Raw genomic sequence first — 17,467 nt, 5'->3', positions numbered from 1 at the left:
ATCAATGGCTAGTAAAAAAACGAAAGCTTATTTTTACTAGCCCTACTTTGTATTCCATGACGACATAATCGCCATCAACTTTTAATCTCGCAACCATTTTTGCATAGTAGGAAAAGCACGAGTCTTGTGCATAGCAGCTTGCTGCTCATCGAAACATAAACCCATCCATTGCAGCAGCGGTAATCCAATGTATTGCCCGCGACTGAAGTTGTCGATCAACCACGCCGAATCGTTTTTATAACCACTATCATGAAATACCACTTCTAGTGGTACGCCTAAATGCACGGCTGCGGCATACGACCACAGCACTGCAGCAATTTCTTCACCATCGGTTGGCCAAGGTAATTCGAGCGCATCGCTACCCACTGCCGCACGTTGCGCAGCAGTAGTCACGGCTAGATGTCCGGCCTCATGTAATAAATCACCGGGATACTGCATTTTCTCTGCATCAAGATAAATACAATTCGGGCCTAAATCTAGACCAGGGAGAAAAGTCGGGTGATCCAATCGCTTGGGGATAATCGCGATACCCAAACTTTCAATAAAATCGCACATGACTTGCTGGTATTTCTCACCGTCATTCATCATTCACTTTCCCCAATTCACTCGATGTTAAATACTTTCTACAATCAACAAAAATTACAATATAGTAGTGCGTGGACGTGTCTCGACATATTATTCCTGTTTGGTTTATATCCATGAACACATTGCTGACTGTGACGATTGGTCAATACCGGCAAGAATCCATTCACATTTGACGCACATAAAATTGTCATTCCATTCGACGAGAGAATACCTTATGTCATTTCACTTCAGAAAAGATTTCTTAATAATTATTGGATTATGTGGACTAGCACCAAGTGCGCAAGCGCAAATTTATGAGTGCAAAGATGCACAAGGTCGCAAAATTATGGCGAGTCGCTGCCCTGCTGGCAGCACGCTGGTAAAAGAAGTTGAGATCACTCCAGTGGCAAATGGCTTAGGCGCTCAACCAAGCACGAAAAAACCGACACAGAGTTTGTGGGCCAAAGAAATTGAATTTAAAGAGCGACAAAAACAAAAAGAAGAACAAGAAGCGCGCGAGCGCGATAAGCGACGCGCCGATGATGAGAAATGCTATCAAGATAAGAAGCGTCTAATCACGTTGGAGAACGGACTACCGATTATCGTCCGAGAAAATGCACAAGGCGAACCGATTTTTATGGAAGATGAAAAGCGTCAAGAAGAAATTAAGAAAATTAATCAAAAATTAAAATCTTGTCGCGACAACTAACAACCAGGACGATTTACCAGATCGTCCTGCGGCAAACGAATTGCAGAATTCTTCAATTTGTGGTCTAATTGCAACATAGTTGCACCCCATTCCGCACCGAGGCTCAAAATTCATTCCACCCTGACTTCCATTATTTTCACGACCACGATTGCTGGCGTGTTGAGTATCAGCTTTGCTGCCATTTTCTCGTTCACGCTACTTTCCAAGTTAGTCGAGCGTATGGTCAGCTTGTCGGTAGGGATAATGCTGTCAACGTCTTTCCTGCACGCTCTGCCACGCGCCTTCGAAGCGGGAACCGATCCACGCTCGTTATTTGCTTGCTTATTAGGTGGCTTACTGGCGTTTTTCTTGTTAGAAAAATTTGCAGTGTTACGACACTCCCATCACCACGAAGGCGATGGACATCATCACGAACATGGACATGATGCGCATGAGGCTGGCAAATCAGGTTGGATGATTTTGATTGGCGACGGCTTGCATAATTTCACCGATGGGATTTTAATCGCCGCTGCATTTCTAGCTGACCCTAGCTTGGGAATTGTGACGGCATTGGCGATTATTGCGCATGAGATCCCGCAAGAAGTCGGCGATTTTATCGTTTTACTTAATGCCGGATTTAGTCGTGCCCGCGCTTATTTTTACAATCTTATTTGCAGCCTGATGTCGGTACTGGGTGGTGTGATTGGCTATTACACACTTGATCAAGCCAATTCACTGATTCCTTATGTGTTGGTGCTAGCGTCATCAGGATTCATTTACATCGCGGTAAGTGACTTAATGCCGCAGATGCAGCGCCGTGCAAGTTTAAAAGAAACCATACCGCAAATTATCTTAGTCACCGCTGGTGTAGCGCTGGTTCTATTAATGACCCAGCATCTGCATTAATAGTTTATTGCGATCCGCTTGCAACCGGACGTTTTGCATCAGCGCACCACTCACTCCAAGAGCCCGGATACAAAGCCGCACCAGACAATCCTGCAACTTCCAGCGCCAGTAGATTATGGCAAGCAGTCACGCCGGAACCACATTGCATAATTGATTTGCTCGGCTCAGTGATCAAGTCCAACCATTCTTGACGCAATTGCTGGGCTGATTTAAATCGACCATCTGCCTGTAAATTATCCTTAAAGAAGCGATTCTTCGCACCTGGAATATGTCCGCCAACTGGGTCGATAGTTTCGTTTTCTCCACGAAAGCGATCTGCTGCACGAGCATCAATCACTTGATGTTGTAGTTCGGAACTCGCCGATAGATTATTCAAAACATCGTGTACATTCACTTGCTTGGTTAATGTAGGTCGCAATGCAATATTCCCTACGGAATTTTGTGCCGCCTCGGTTTGCAGCGGATTGCCATTAGCAGTCCATGCACCGATACCGCCATCCAAAACCGCAACCGATGCATGACCAATCGAACGTAGCAACCACCAGAGGCGTGCAGCGAACATGCCACCATGCGCGTCATAAGCGACCACTTGGGTATCGTTATTGATACCAAAATGGCGCAATGTTTGTAGTAGGTCATCAACTTTAGGCAAAGGATGGCGGCCAGCAAATACACCATCTGCATCATATTTACTACCGGACAAATCCGTATCCAGATTGGCAAAAATAGCACGCGGAATATGGCCTGCATCGTAAGCATTTTTACCCGCTTGTGCATCCATCAAATCATGGCGGCAATCGACAATTACTAGATTCTTTTGACTTACTTCATTACGTAATTGCGCGGCAAGTTGTTCGGCACTAATTAAAGTCGTCAACATAGATTGTCCTTAGGTAGTTTTGTTGGTAGCATCAGGCGCTTCAGTCTTTGCACTAGCACCACTATTAAATGAAGACGCTATCATACCGCTTGCTAAAATTACTGCAATTCCTAACCAACTGATCCAACTCAAATTCAAGTTCCAAATCATTACGTCTAAGGCACTTGTGAAGACGATACCCACATATTGCAGATTTGCGGCAACCAAAGGATTGCCAAGTCGATATGAACGGGTCATCGCTAATTGCGCGACCATCGCGAATATCCCTACACCAAGCAACAATGCAATGCCTTTTGGCTCGAACAAATGATGATTCACATGAGCAGCTAATTGCGATTCTGTAAAAGTATTGAAGTGCCAGAATTGCCCGAGCAGACCCATCGCGGTACAAACCAATGAAAAATAAAAAACCACGCGGTATTCAGGCTCGCCCGCAACACCCATTTGTCGGACTTGAATATAAGCGAGTGCAGCGATAAAGCCCGAACAAAGGGCGATCAAACTATCGAATAATTGATCTGCACGTATTGTCGGGCGCAGCAACATCACAACGCCAACAAAACCTAACAAAATCGACCAAACTAATTGAGGAGGCAAATGCACCACATCTTTGCCACGATTTTTCCACCATGAAGTCGCAAACAAAATCACAGCAACCCAAATCGACGACATATAACTGAGCGTGACGGATAAGGATAATGGCAGCTTAGAAATTGAATAAAACCACAACCAAAGTGAAGTAACACCAAAAATGCCGCGCCAAACATGGCCTTGAATCATCGAGCTACGCAGGGTTCCATTTTGCCAGCGCATGATCAAATAGATTCCAATCACACCAATTGCACCGCGATAGGTGACGATCTCTGCTGTGTTGTAGGTTTCAGAGGCCAGTTTGACGCAGACACCCATCAATGAAAACAAAAAGGTCGCGACCAACATCCACAGTGCTTGCATACATCCTCTTTAACTGAATTGACTATTCGTTTTATTAAACTGGAGACAAAAAAACTATGGGGAAGCATTGCTTCCCCATAATCTATCTACATTTAGAACTGCATCTTACTTCGATACCATTCATGGAAATGCTGCATACCATCTTCCATCGGTGATTGATATGGACCGACTTCATTTTGTCCACGATCGAGCAAAATCTTGCGTCCAGCATCCATGCGCATGCCGATTTCATCGTCTTCGATACAGGTTTCCATATACGCGGCACGTTCTGCCTCGATGAATTCACGCTCGAATAAGACGATTTCTTCAGGATAATAAAACTCAACTACGTTCTTGGTTTTACCTGTCGCGGTCGGCCATAGCGTTGATACCACCAAAACATGGGGATACCATTCGACCATAATATTCGGATACAAAGTCAGCCAAATCGCGCCGTATTTTGGAGGTTCGCCACGACGGAATTTTAAAACTTGCTCTTGCCAAGCTTGGTATTTTGGCGAACCAGATTTTAATAAGCCTTTATGTACGCCGACGGTTTGCACACTGTAATCTTCACCAAACTCCCATTTCAAATCATCACAAGTGACAAAACTACCCAATCCCGGATGGAAGGGTTCAACGTGATAATCCTCGAGATAAACTTCAATAAAAGTTTTCCAGTTGTAATCACATTCATGCACTTCGACATGATCTAGCATGTAATCAGTGAAATCTAAATCCTTAGTGACCGACAATTGCGCCATCTTTTCCATCACGTTGTAGCCATTTTGTTCGAACAGCAAACCATTCCAACTTTGCAAAGGCGTACGAGAAAGATTCAGACAAGGTGTATCTTTGAAATGCGGCGCACCAATCAGCTCACCTTTGAGATCGTAAGTCCAACGATGCAAAGGACAAACGATGTGATTCGTATTGCCTCGTCCTGTCGTGCCTGGACCGCCAAACATTAAAGCTTGACGATGACGGCAAACATTCGACAGTAATTCAATACCGTCTTTGCCGCGCACCAGCATACGCCCCTCATTCTCTGAAGCGAGGGTCGCATAATCACCGACATTGGGAACCATCAATTCATGACCAACGTAACGTGGGCCAGATTGAAATAATTGTTTGATCTCGCGCTCTAATAAGCCTTGATCAAAATACACATGCACCGGAAGTTGCGCGTCAGAACGCGCTAATGTAGACAAAGAAGCCAGATCGGACATCCCCACCCCCCAAATTAATTTGCACCAACCTAAGAGAGAAAGAATCCACAAAAACCTATTTTTGCGTGATTTTTATCAACGTCAAAAATTCAAACAAGGAACATCAAGTGCCTAATAAAAAGCACTTGATGAGGAAATTTTGGACAGAACGCGAGATTATACCCGAAACCCTTGCTAAGGTCTTGTTTTGCTTGAGAATAGTCAGTTAGCTAACTTTAGCACACACTAGTGCGGAAAGTTAGAAGCTTAGTAGGTAGACAACACCTAAATAAAAAGAAAAAAGGCCTTTATCAGGAGTGGCATCTGCCAGTTCAACTACACGAGCATCAGCGTCGTACTCAATAAACGCATCACAAATAATTCATCTGAGCTGAAACGGCATTAATCTTTAACCGAATCGCGCGCACTCGGTAAAAATTTGGCAATCGTTGCTAGCAAATCATCTTCCGCCACGGGCTTACTAAGAAAGGCATCGCAGCCAGACCAATTGGCACGCAATTTATCAATGATTGAAGATTTACTGGTTAGCATCACGACTGCAGAGGATTTTGTCTTCGCATTGGCTTTTATACGTTTGCATACTTCATAGCCATCAATCCCTGGCATCATAATATCGAGAAATATACAGTTGTACGGCTTGATGTCGGCCTTTGCAGCGGCCTTCTCTACCGCTTGTTCGCCTGTTTCTGCAAAATCGACATCAAATTGAAACGGTGACAACTTGATGCGCATAAATGCCCGCACCGTCGCACTATCGTCAACAACCAGCACTGTTTCGCGTGCTGGCGCCTCCACCACGACGGCAGCCACAGGTGTTTTTTGATCGCTTGAACGTCGTAATGTCGCGCCATCCCAATGCTCATTAGCAACAACGCGTGCACTACGCTGTTGCAATGCTCTTTGCATCTCTTGATCAAGATTCTCAAACAAGCGCATCCAATGGATAGGCTTACTCACAAATGGCCAAGGTGTCTCGACTGGCGTTCTGCCAATTACCACCGCTGGCGAATGAGCATTTGGCACGCCAATATCGCGACGCGCTAAATCGGCTAATGCCTCAGGATTATCTGCGTTGATCAAATAAATATCAGCACGACCATCGCCCTCACTGGCCTCGACATAAGACATCTCACGACGGCTGGTAAGACGGAAAGTGGATGTCAACATGCTTTTTTCAGCATTAGTAAATCCACGCATTTCCAAAACAAATCGGCGACTAGTCGGTGATGCAGTCGCCATCGATGTAGATTGATTCATTGCTTAACCTGCTTATACTTTTTTAATTTTCAGTGGTCCGCTCATACGATAAGCATACAACGAGAAGTGGGGTGCGCAGTAAAGGTTCCCGACAGAAGGTAGAAAATCGAACAAAAATCTGTGGGATTTTTCACCGGAATTATTGAATTCACCGCGATTTGAGAAAATTTGAAAAATTTACACAACTCCGAACTTCATCAAAAAAACAAACCCAAAATTCACAGAAAAATTTTATTGAAACAGGGCAACAAAATCACGTACGACTTGATCTGGTTGTTCTGCCAAATACACACTGCTTATCGCTGCCACCATATGCGCGCCTCGCTTAATCAAAGGCCGTGCTAACTCAACCGTCATGCCACCAATCACAACATGCGGCAAAGTCAATTGCGCTCGCGCAGATTGCACGATACTAGGGCAAGTGGTGACAGGATATTGCTTTACCGCAGACGGATAAAAACCACCAAAAGCCACATAACTCGCACCCTGCAATTGCGATAAATGTGCGGCACCAAGATCACCATAACAAGAAGCACCAACGATTTTATCTGGCCCCAATATGGCACGCGCCTGCGCTACTGACACATCATTTCCACCAACATGCACACCGTCGGCATCTAATTGCTGACTTAGATGCACAAAGTCATTCACAATAAATGGAACTGCATACTGTCTGCACAAACTTTGCAATGCACTAGCCTGCGCATAGCGCAATTCAACACTGGCCGTTTTATGTCGGTATTGCAGCAAGCTTACCCCTGCCGCCAATGCACGCTCGGTTACTGCCAACAATCGATCGGTATCGTCCCAATTTGGCGTTACCAAATATAAACCTCGCCGCAGTGGTTGTTGATCTGGGTGAAAATCTCTCCTTACATTCATTCTCTATCCTTTTTGCAAAACTCTAGCCGGAATCGCTTGTCCAGCCGCGATGGAATATGCCTGCTGCAAACTTCTTTGTACATAGGCCTGTGCTGCACTCAAACTTTCCTCCAGTGTTTTCCCTAAAGCCAGTTGAGCAGCAATCGACGCTGCCAAAGTACAACCAGTTCCATGGAACTCGCCTTCCAATCGAGGCCAACGCCAAGATCGTGCATGAAAATACTGTGGATGCTGATGTGGATGCGGATGTTGATTCTGCAGCGGCGATTGTATTAGTTGAGCATGCTGATACCAACTATTTACAACGTCGTCACCTTGCGCATGCCCACCCTTGAGTAGCACATCGCAATTAAATTCTGTGCACAAACCAATCGCCTTTAATTCATCTGTTCTCTCTGCAGAAACTAAACGTCTTAACTCAGGCAAATTCGGTGTAATTAAGGTTGCGCGTCTCAATACCGCTTGCACCGCCACCACCGCATCATCAACTACCAACGCATGACCACCACCGCTACCCAGCACAGGATCAACAACCACAGGAATAAGCGCTTGGAATTCTTGCAAAGTCTCAACACATTGCGCAATCGCATTTGCATTTTCTTGCGATCCAACGATACCAATTTTTACGGCGGCAATTGGAATATGCGCGAGCAATTGCGCAAACTGTGCGCGTAAAATCTTTGCATCTACAGGATACACGGCACTTACCCGATTATTGTCCTGCACAGTAAGCGCAGTAATAATCGTTAAGGCATGCGCCCCCTGTGCGGAAATCGCTTCAATATCGGCCTGAATTCCCGCACCTCCGCTGGGGTCATGCCCTGCAAATACCAACACAGATGGACGCTGATCCAATCGTCGTACCGCTGTCATCGAGCCTCTTTCCATCTAAGTATGATTACCTTCGGCACCAAACATGCATAAGTAAAATTAAATCGGATAATCAAACCACACGCCCAGCCATCGGTGACGATGGCGATGCCGCAAACTTACGCGCAATTCGCCCAGCTAAGTAAGCCTCACGTCCAGCTTCTACCGCTAAGCCCATCGCACGTGCCATACGAATGGGATCACGTGCTCCAGCAATTGCGGTATTCATCAACACACCATCGCAACCAAGTTCCATCGCAATTGCTGCATCAGAGGCAGTACCAACACCGGCATCAACAATGATAGGAACCTGAGCTTGCTCAATGATCAAAGACAAATTCCAAGGATTCAAGATACCCATACCAGAACCGATCAAGGAAGCGAGTGGCATCACGGCGACACAGCCAATATCTTCCAACATACGCGCTTGGATAGGATCATCACTGCAATACACCATCACATCAAAGCCATCTTTCACCAACACTTTGGCCGCTTCTAATGTTTCTGGCATATTCGGGAATAAGGTTTTTTCGTCGCCCAACACTTCGAGCTTACACAACTTGTGTCCACCCAATAATTCGCGACCAAGCTGCAAAGTATAAATCGCGTCTTTCGCGTTATAGCATCCTGCTGTGTTTGGCAGAATGGTGTACTTCGACATAGGTACCACATCGAGCAAACTCGGCGCATTTGGATCTTGACCGATGTTCACACGGCGAATCGCCACTGTGATGATCTCCGCACCGCTAGCTTCGGTGGCGAGTTTGGTTTGCTCTAAGTCTTTATATTTGCCGCTACCGACTAAGAGGCGTGAGCTGTAGCTTTTGCCTGCTATGGTTAGCGTGTTTGATTTTGTTTCTGTTGTCATATTTTGTCCCGATTTGTTTTTTCTACTTTGATTTGCGTGAAATCCATCTTCCTCAATTCAATATGTCAATAATTCCCTATAACAAAATTCTGCACTCACCGAATTATTCCCAAAACGCAAAGCGTCATGATCACTATTAGAAGGACAATGCTCACTTAAAGAATTCTGTTGGCATTTGGAAGGTACGAGAAATTCTATTTTGGGGATGATGTGCTAGGCGCAAAGCACAGCAATACGTCGGTATTGCGAGCATTTGCAACAACGCAAAGCACCCCACAATTGAATTTATCGAACCTCTCAACTTACCCGCCACCAATCGCCCGTACCACATCTACCTGATCACCTGTTTGCAAGATATGCTGCTGCCACAGCGCACGACCTATAACTTGCCGATTAACCGCAACAGCAATTGCTTGATTACCCAATTGCAGTTCATTAATCAAGCTGTGCAAATCCGTTTCTGAATGCAAAACACGTGGCTCGCCATTAAGCTGAATTTCCATTGCAATTTCCATTGTTGCACCTAAGATTTCTTATAAATTTCAGCGCCAGATTTGACGAACTCAATCGCTTTGACTTCCATACCTTTTTTAAGCGCTTCTATTTCGCTGATACCTTGCGTCACGGCGTAGTCACGCACTTCTTGCGTTATCTTCATCGAGCAGAAGTGTGGGCCACACATAGAGCAAAAGTGCGCGACTTTGGCGGAATCTTTAGGCAAAGTTTCATCATGAAATTCGCGTGCTTTATCAGGGTCTAGACCGAGATTAAATTGATCTTCCCAACGGAATTCAAAACGTGCTTTCGACAAAGCGTTATCGCGAATTTGTGCGCCCGGATGTCCCTTCGCCAAATCAGCGGCATGGGCGGCAATTTTGTAAGTAATGATGCCGTCTTTCACATCGACTTTATTCGGCAAACCCAGATGTTCTTTCGGCGTGACATAGCAAAGCATTGCGGTACCGTACCAGCCGATTTGCGCGGCACCGATGCCAGAAGTGATGTGATCGTAACCAGGCGCGATATCTGTGGTCAGTGGTCCCAAGGTATAGAACGGCGCTTCATGACATTGATCTAATTGCAGATCCATATTTTCTTTGATCAAATGCATAGGCACATGACCTGGACCTTCTATCATCACTTGCACGTCGTGCTTCCATGCGATTTGTGTGAGTTCGCCTAGCGTTTTTAATTCGCCGAGTTGAGCTTCATCATTCGCGTCGTAAATCGAACCTGGGCGCAAGCCATCACCTAATGAGAATGACACATCATAAGCTTTCATGATCTCGCAAATCTCTTCGAAATGCTCATACAAGAAACTCTCTTTATGGTGAGCGAGGCACCACTTCGCCATAATCGAGCCACCACGCGAGACGATGCCTGTCATACGTTTTGCGGTCAGTGGAACGTACTGCAAACGCACACCCGCGTGTATCGTAAAATAATCAACGCCCTGCTCGGCTTGTTCGATCAAAGTGTCGCGGAAAATTTCCCAAGTTAAGTCTTCGGCTTTACCATTCACCTTTTCCAATGCCTGATAGATAGGTACGGTACCAATCGGCACCGGTGAATTGCGAATAATCCATTCACGTGTTTCGTGTATGTGTTTGCCGGTTGAGAGATCCATGACATTGTCGCCACCCCAACGGATCGCCCACGTCATTTTTTCGACTTCTTCACCGATGGAAGAAGTCACGGCAGAGTTGCCGATGTTCGCATTGATTTTGACGAGAAAATTGCGCCCAATAATCATCGGTTCGACTTCGGGATGGTTAATGTTCGCAGGGATAATTGCACGACCACGCGCGATTTCGTCACGTACAAATTCAGGGGTAATTTGCGCTGGAATCGCTGCGCCAAATGATTGACCTGGATGCTGACGTCCCATCATCGCTGCCAGCTTTTCCCCCATAGGACCAGAATTTTTCAGATTCTCCAGATACTCTTGACGGCGCATATTTTCGCGTATCGCGACAAACTCCATCTCTGGTGTAACGATACCTTGTCGCGCGTAATGCATTTGTGTGACGTTTTTACTTGCTATCGCACGACGTGGTTTGCGTTGCAGGTTAAAACGCAATTCATGCAACTTAGGATCATGCAAACGTTCTATGCCGTATGCAGAACTTGGGCCAGTTAATTCTTCTGTGTCATTGCGTTCAGCTATCCACGCGCCGCGCACGGAAGCCAAACCAGAACGAATATCGATTTTCACATCAGGATCGGTGTACGGGCCTGATGTATCGTAGACATAAATCGGTGGATTTTTTTCAGCCCCAAACATTGCTGGCGTATCCGCTTGTAAAATCTCACGCATAGGAACGCGGATATCAGGACGACTACCTGTCACGTAGATTTTGCGGGAATTCGGTAAAGCTTGAATAGCGGCTTCGTCAACCTTGGCGGTGGCGGACAAGAATTGTGGGTTAGCGTTCATTTGGCTCCTTTGCTTTATTGATGGCGCGGAGCCAGCAAAGGAGTTTCCAAATTAGACGATGGCACACCTCAATTTGGGTGGCATCACGGCTTTGGCTGCTTCCCTTCGCTGGCATTATCCAGATCAGGTTCAAGGGTATTTCTCACCCGACAAATACAAACTCGTCAGGACCCCTAGCGTTTAAAAATCATTAGCAATATTTTTATTGCCGGTGCATTATATCTGCGATTGAAACTATTTCACAAGCACTTCCTTAGGCGTGATTAGCAGCGTGATATCCGCTCACTGTGATCGGTGCCAAATCTTGCGGTGGCCCAATGACTTCGATAATCTCCACCATATTGTCTCTAATTGCTGCAGCCAAATCATGGGTTAAGGTCGGTAGAGCATCTTCATGCGGCACCAATAATCTTGCCAATCCATACGCACGATTTCGTCCATGTGTTTTTCCTAGGTACAAAGCCATATCAGCAATTTGCAGGGCACGTTCCCAATCGCAAAATTCTTCTGGTACATCTGAGAATGGCACCGAAATAAATCCTGCTGTCACCGTCACCGGTATCGTTACCGCACCATGAGTGAACGGCTTGTCACCAATCGTTTTTAGCACACGTTCGACCAAGCTAGTGATTTGTTCAGGATTAGATTTAGGCGAATAAATTAAGAACTCTTCTCCCCCCCAACGCATCACCATATCTTCATCACGCACCACATTCTTCAAACGTGTCGCGACTTCTTTCAACACAACGTCGCCAATCGCATGACCCCAAGTGTCGTTGATATTTTTAAAGTGATCGATATCCATCAGCACCATACAATCAGGATTGCGATAGGCACCCTCGCGACGTTCATTCTCAACGCGACCTGTGCGATTAACCATCAAATTAATGAATGAACGACGATTGTGTAAACCAGTGAGCGCATCACGCACTGCATGGAACTCTAACTGCGTATTCACTTCCTGCAATTGCGCATTGAGCTTCTTGCTGCGACGATACAGCATGTAGATAAAACAGCCACCAAAAATACCCACCAAAGACGCAAGGAGAGCAACCATTTGCTTTAAGCGGTGATTCTTAATATCGGCATCTTTGAGTGCATTATCTTTCGCCAGAATTTCTATCTGGCGCTTTCTTTGTTCGCTATCAAACTCTTCTTGTAAGGCAGCTACCGCTTTCGCACGATCAGATTGAAAAATCTCATCACTTAATTTTTGCTGCTGACGCACTTGTTCTAGAGCCTCTTTATACCAACCAGCTGCTTCATACATGTGTGAAAGTTCGCCAATGATAGTCTCTACATCTGACTTCGCATGATTCTTATCAAAGTGGGCGATACTTTCTTTTACTAAATCTCCACCCTGCTTTACTTTACCTTGATAACCCAGTGCTAGACCCAAATTCACCTTTGCGCCAGCAACACCCCAGCTATCTTCCATCGCTTCAGATTTTGCCATCGCCTCGCGCGCATAGGCTTCAGCACGTTTGTAATCCTTCTTAATCAAATACTGATCAGCGATATTAAACAAGGCAAGCGCGACCATGTAAGGCAACTTTTCTTCCTTGGCAACCTTCAACGCGCTTTCATACTCTTTTAAGGCTTCGTCATTGCGCTTCAAACTACTTAGCGCAACACCGCGCGAAATCGAGATCTCCACAAAAGCTTTAGGCGCAATACTTGATGATGAGACCGCTAACGCTTCGGTGGTCGCCGTGAGCGCCTTTTCTGGATCTTTCATTTGCAAATACAAACCAGAAATCAAACCCCAAGTCGCCATCTTTGCTTGCATTTGGCGGCGCGGTAGCTGATCACTCAATTTCAGCATATCGAGGTACTGCTTGAGCGCCTGATCGAAACGGAAATTACTACTATAAAAAGCAGCAAGTGTTGCGCGATAGCGGAATTGCGCATTGGTGTTGTTGCTATTCGCAACTTTGTCAGCCATCTTTTCTAGATGCGCGACGGCAGTTGCAAACCCCGACTTTTCGAAGATGTTATAGGCGTCGTAAATCTCTAAAGTCAATAATGCGTCCTTGAGTTGTACTTGCTTTGCTAAGTTTTCTAACTCAGTGAGTGTTTGTCTACCCAGCTTGGTATTTCCAGCGTCAAAGTACAAACTACTCAGCACCGATAAAATTTCGAGGCGCACTGCCGGTGAAGTGTCTGCAGGCAGATTTTTTTTAAATTCTAGAAGTTGACGCAAGCCTTCTTCATTATTGCGGTCAGATAAAGTTTGAATCGTATCCAGCTCTTGCATGATGGCTTTGTCATCGGCTTTTCCTGGAAAAGCGATACACATCAACAGAACCAGCACCGAAATTTGCCACAAAAGATAATGTTTTACACCATGAAAAACACGTAACTTTCGAATACCATTGAACGCGGATTTATGGAAAAAGTGTCTCATGGGCTTATTACCTTTTTCCCTTAGCTTTGATCCCAAAAGCGATGTTTTGATCAAAAAGATAAGAGCAGTTTAGCTGTTTGTTTTTATAAATTTTTAGATGTGCTAATGCTAGCACTTTCCTAAAAGCATCTATGCTTTTTTTTGCCAGACTCTCTTATAAGCCACAGTTTTAGTAGGTTTGCACGATTTTTCATTATTTAACAAGCTACTGAATAAATTATGTCGTGAATCGCGCTGTTTGATACACCTAGCTTGGCTGGAAATTTACTAAAAATAAATTTAATGTCATTTGGCTAGCATGTTCCAACCCAAGTATTTCTCCCAATCCTTCTCAATCATCTACTCCTCATACTAAAAACTAGCATCAATTTATTTTCTTGCTCTTCGCCCTCGCGCGCCAATACAAATTAATACACGTCTAAGCCACACAAAATGATTTAAACCATTTCTAATCAATGAGGAAGATAAAGAAAATTAATGGTTATACATAAATACCAATCAAAACTTCGTCCCTAACATCGTAAGCAACTTAGAAATCTAGGTTTATAATCAAGGGTTTCGCCAATCAAATATCCGAACCCCAAGGTCTTAACCGCAATTGAGGTTCGCACTAACTGAGAGTTTGCATATACATCATGGAATTAGCCAAATCTTTTGAGCCAGCCAACATTGAATCCTTCTGGCGCACCGAGTGGGAAAAACGCGGATACTTCACCGCGACGACGGATGAATCCAAACCTTCATTTAGCATTCAACTACCACCGCCAAACGTCACAGGCACTTTGCACATGGGCCATGCGTTCAACCAAACGATTATGGATGGATTAACTCGCTACTACCGTATGCGCGGCCACAACACGGCATGGGTGCCAGGCACCGATCACGCCGGTATCGCGACACAAATCGTGGTGGAACGCCAACTCGATGCACAAAAAATTTCGCGCCATGATTTGGGCCGTGAAAAGTTCTTAGAAAAAGTCTGGGAGTGGAAAGAAAAATCCGGCTCCACAATCACCGGCCAAATGCGCCGCATGGGTGCTTCTGCTGATTGGAATCGTGAATACTTTACGATGGATGCAGAACGTTCCAAAGTCGTGACCGAAGTGTTCGTACGCTTAGTCGAACAAGGTTTGATTTATCGCGGCAAGCGTTTGGTGAACTGGGACCCAGTATTGGGTACCGCCGTCTCCGATTTAGAAGTGGTGTCGGAAGAAGAAGATGGCTCGATGTGGCACATCCGTTATCCATTCGCCGATGGCAGCGGTCATTTAACTGTAGCGACTACACGTCCAGAAACTTTGCTCGGTGACGTTGCCGTCGCAGTTGATCCAACTGACGAGCGCTACACCGCTTTCGTTGGCAAGATGTTGAAATTGCCTTTGACTGATCGCGAGATCCCAGTCATCGCCGATAGCTATGTCGATAAAGAATTCGGTACTGGCTGTGTCAAGATCACTCCAGCCCATGACTTCAACGATTACGCAGTAGGTCAACGCCATAACTTAGCTTTGATCAGCATCTTAACTTTAGATGCCAAGATCAATGAAAACGGCCCAGCCGCTTACCAAGGTATGGACCGCTTCGTCGCACGTAAGCAAATGGTGGCAGATCTCGACGCCCAAGGCTTACTCGAATCCGTCAAACCGCACAAACTGATGGTGCCACGTGGTGACCGTACGAACGTCGTGATCGAACCGATGTTGACGGACCAATGGTTCATGGCGATGAGCAAACCTGCACCAGAGGGTACACACTTCCCAGGCAAATCGATTGCTGAAGTCGCACTCGAAAAAGTCGCGAATGGTGAAGTGAAATTCGTCCCAGAAAACTGGAACACCACGTACAACCAATGGCTCAACAATATTCAAGACTGGTGTATCTCGCGCCAATTGTGGTGGGGCCATCAAATCCCAGCATGGTATGGCGAAAACGGCGAAGTCTTCGTGGCACGCAATGAAGCCGAAGCCAAAGAAAAAGCCGCAGCTGCTGGTTACACGGGCGCATTGAACCGCGATAACGACGTACTCGATACCTGGTTCTCTTCTGCACTCGTCCCATTCTCGACCATGGGTTGGCCAGAATTGACCGTCGATAGCAAACTATTCTTGCCATCTTCTGTTTTGGTTACTGGCTTCGACATCATCTTCTTCTGGGTGGCGCGCATGGTCATGATGACGGCGCACTTCACGGGCAAGGTGCCGTTCCACACCGTCTACGTGCATGGTTTGGTACGTGATTCCAGCGGCCAAAAAATGTCCAAGTCTAAGGGCAATACGCTCGATCCTATTGATCTCATCGACGGCATCAGCGTCGACGATTTGGCAGCCAAACGTACTGTCGGTTTGATGAACCCAAAACAAGCAGCCAGCATCGACAAAGCCACGCGCAAAGAATTCGCCGACGGCATTCCAGCTTACGGCACAGACGCATTACGCTTCACGATGGCGAGCTATGCATCCTTAGGCCGCAACATCAACTTCGACTTAGGCCGTTGCGAAGGCTATCGTAATTTCTGCAATAAATTGTGGAACGCAACACGCTTCGTCTTGATGAATACCGAAGGCAAAGATTGCGGCTTCACCGGCACAGCGAGTGACAATGATCTCGATTACTCACAAGCCGATAAATGGATCATCTCCACACTGCAACGCACTGAAGCAGAATTGGAAAAAGGTTTTGCAGACTACCGCTTCGACAATATCGCTTCCAGCATCTACAAGTTTGTATGGGACGAATACTGCGATTGGTATTTGGAAGTCGCCAAAGTGCAAGTACAACAAGGCACAGAAGCACAGCAACGCGCAACACGTCGCACATTGTTGCGCGTATTGGAAGTGACTTTGCGCATGGCGCACCCAGTGATCCCATTCGTGACCGAAGCCTTGTGGCAAACAGTCGCGCCATTAGCAGGCAAAACGCTGAAAGCCGAAGGCGATTCCATCATGATGCAAGCCTACCCATTGGTAAATGCAGAAGCCATCGACGAAGCCGCCGAAAGTTGGATGACAGGCCTCAAAGCCGCGACTGATGCTTGCCGTAACTTGCGCGGTGAAATGCAATTATCACCAGCAGTGCGCGTACCATTGCTGCTGCAACCAGCCAACGCTGCGGACAAAGCACGCATGGAAAGCTATGCGCCATACATGGCGGCCTTAGCGAAATTGTCTGAAGTGCAGATCATCGACACCCTGCCCGATTCACCAGCACCGGTTTCCATCGTTGGCGAAACCAAGCTGATGTTAAAAGTAGAAATCGACGTCGCCGCAGAACGCGAACGCCTGTCGAAAGAGATGGCAAAACTCGAAGCCGAAATCAACAAAGCGCAAGCTAAACTCAGCAACGAAAGTTTTGTGGCACGTGCGCCGGCTGCTGTGGTCGAGCAAGAGAAAGAACGCGTCGCGGGCTTCTCTGCCACTTTGAGTAAGATGAAGGAGCAGTTTGCTAAGTTGGGGTGATTAGTTTTGATTGAGTTGTAAATGCAAAAGCGCTTCGATGTGATCACATTCGAGGCGCTTTTTGCATCCCTGGGGGAGGAAATATGTAAGG

At 46.1% G+C, this 17,467-nt stretch carries 14 protein-coding genes and 1 riboswitch; of the genes, 3 read left to right on the top strand and 11 right to left on the bottom strand.

All coding sequences use genetic code 11. The features are described 5' to 3' along the window. Positions 1–81: 81 nt before the first annotated feature. Positions 82–588 carry a hypothetical protein gene (locus KDM92_RS13615; protein WP_212685007.1) on the bottom strand — a complete coding sequence of 169 codons (507 nt, stop codon included), beginning with the start codon at positions 586–588 and terminating at the stop codon, positions 82–84. A 211-nt stretch (positions 589–799) separates the two neighbouring features. Here KDM92_RS13615 and KDM92_RS13610 point away from each other — a divergent pair, with 211 nt between their 5' ends. Both KDM92_RS13610 and KDM92_RS13605 read left to right on the top strand, forming a co-directional pair. Next, on the top strand, positions 800–1,273 hold the full coding sequence (locus KDM92_RS13610) for a DUF4124 domain-containing protein (protein ID WP_212685006.1): 474 nt from the start codon (positions 800–802) through the stop codon (positions 1,271–1,273). Between the two features lie 156 nt (positions 1,274–1,429). After that, a complete protein-coding gene (locus KDM92_RS13605; protein WP_329603161.1) occupies positions 1,430–2,158 on the top strand; it encodes a ZIP family metal transporter in 729 nt (242 codons plus the stop codon). Positions 2,159–2,162: 4 nt separating this feature from the next. Here KDM92_RS13605 and KDM92_RS13600 read toward each other — a convergent pair whose 3' ends face one another. The 10 genes from KDM92_RS13600 to KDM92_RS13555 form a co-directional block, all read right to left on the bottom strand. Then, positions 2,163–3,038 carry a sulfurtransferase gene (locus KDM92_RS13600; protein WP_212685005.1) on the bottom strand — a complete coding sequence of 292 codons (876 nt, stop codon included), beginning with the start codon at positions 3,036–3,038 and terminating at the stop codon, positions 2,163–2,165. 9 nt (positions 3,039–3,047) lie between these two features. Next, positions 3,048–3,992, bottom strand: a complete 945-nt coding sequence (locus KDM92_RS13595) for a DMT family transporter (RefSeq protein WP_212685004.1) — start codon at positions 3,990–3,992, stop codon at positions 3,048–3,050. A gap of 92 nt (positions 3,993–4,084) precedes the next feature. Then, positions 4,085–5,200, bottom strand: a complete 1,116-nt coding sequence (locus tag KDM92_RS13590; protein ID WP_212685003.1) for an aromatic ring-hydroxylating oxygenase subunit alpha — start codon at positions 5,198–5,200, stop codon at positions 4,085–4,087. A 381-nt stretch (positions 5,201–5,581) separates the two neighbouring features. Then, positions 5,582–6,457: a response regulator gene (locus KDM92_RS13585; RefSeq protein ID WP_212685002.1), complete on the bottom strand. Its 876-nt coding sequence runs from the start codon at positions 6,455–6,457 to the stop codon at positions 5,582–5,584. 231 nt (positions 6,458–6,688) lie between these two features. Further along, positions 6,689–7,339 (bottom strand): thiamine phosphate synthase, encoded by a 651-nt coding sequence (thiE, locus tag KDM92_RS13580; RefSeq protein WP_212685001.1) that lies wholly within the window; start codon positions 7,337–7,339, stop codon positions 6,689–6,691. A 3-nt stretch (positions 7,340–7,342) separates the two neighbouring features. Further along, positions 7,343–8,212, bottom strand: a complete 870-nt coding sequence (gene thiD / locus KDM92_RS13575; protein WP_212685000.1) for a bifunctional hydroxymethylpyrimidine kinase/phosphomethylpyrimidine kinase — start codon at positions 8,210–8,212, stop codon at positions 7,343–7,345. Between the two features lie 70 nt (positions 8,213–8,282). Next, positions 8,283–9,077, bottom strand: a complete 795-nt coding sequence (locus KDM92_RS13570) for a thiazole synthase (protein WP_212684999.1) — start codon at positions 9,075–9,077, stop codon at positions 8,283–8,285. A 302-nt stretch (positions 9,078–9,379) separates the two neighbouring features. Continuing rightward, the gene (gene thiS / locus KDM92_RS13565) at positions 9,380–9,580 is read right to left on the bottom strand and encodes a sulfur carrier protein ThiS (protein WP_212684998.1); all 201 of its coding nucleotides are present in this window, start codon (positions 9,578–9,580) and stop codon (positions 9,380–9,382) included. A 20-nt stretch (positions 9,581–9,600) separates the two neighbouring features. Further along, positions 9,601–11,514, bottom strand: coding sequence for a phosphomethylpyrimidine synthase ThiC (thiC, locus tag KDM92_RS13560; RefSeq protein WP_212684997.1), 1,914 nt, complete (start codon positions 11,512–11,514; stop codon positions 9,601–9,603). Between the two features lie 83 nt (positions 11,515–11,597). Further along, positions 11,598–11,699: riboswitch (TPP riboswitch) on the bottom strand. A gap of 68 nt (positions 11,700–11,767) precedes the next feature. After that, positions 11,768–13,921, bottom strand: coding sequence for a tetratricopeptide repeat-containing diguanylate cyclase (locus tag KDM92_RS13555; RefSeq protein ID WP_212684996.1), 2,154 nt, complete (start codon positions 13,919–13,921; stop codon positions 11,768–11,770). Positions 13,922–14,556: 635 nt separating this feature from the next. Between KDM92_RS13555 and KDM92_RS13550 the strand changes: the two genes are divergently transcribed. Then, a complete protein-coding gene (locus tag KDM92_RS13550) occupies positions 14,557–17,376 on the top strand; it encodes a valine--tRNA ligase (protein ID WP_212684995.1) in 2,820 nt (939 codons plus the stop codon). Positions 17,377–17,467: the final 91 nt, after the last annotated feature.

Origin of the sequence: Affinundibacterium baiyunense (assembly GCF_018139645.1) — a bacterium.
Classification (GTDB): Bacteria; Pseudomonadota; Gammaproteobacteria; order Burkholderiales; family Burkholderiaceae_D; genus Undibacterium; species Undibacterium baiyunense.
This window is presented reverse-complemented; position numbering and strand designations above follow the sequence as displayed.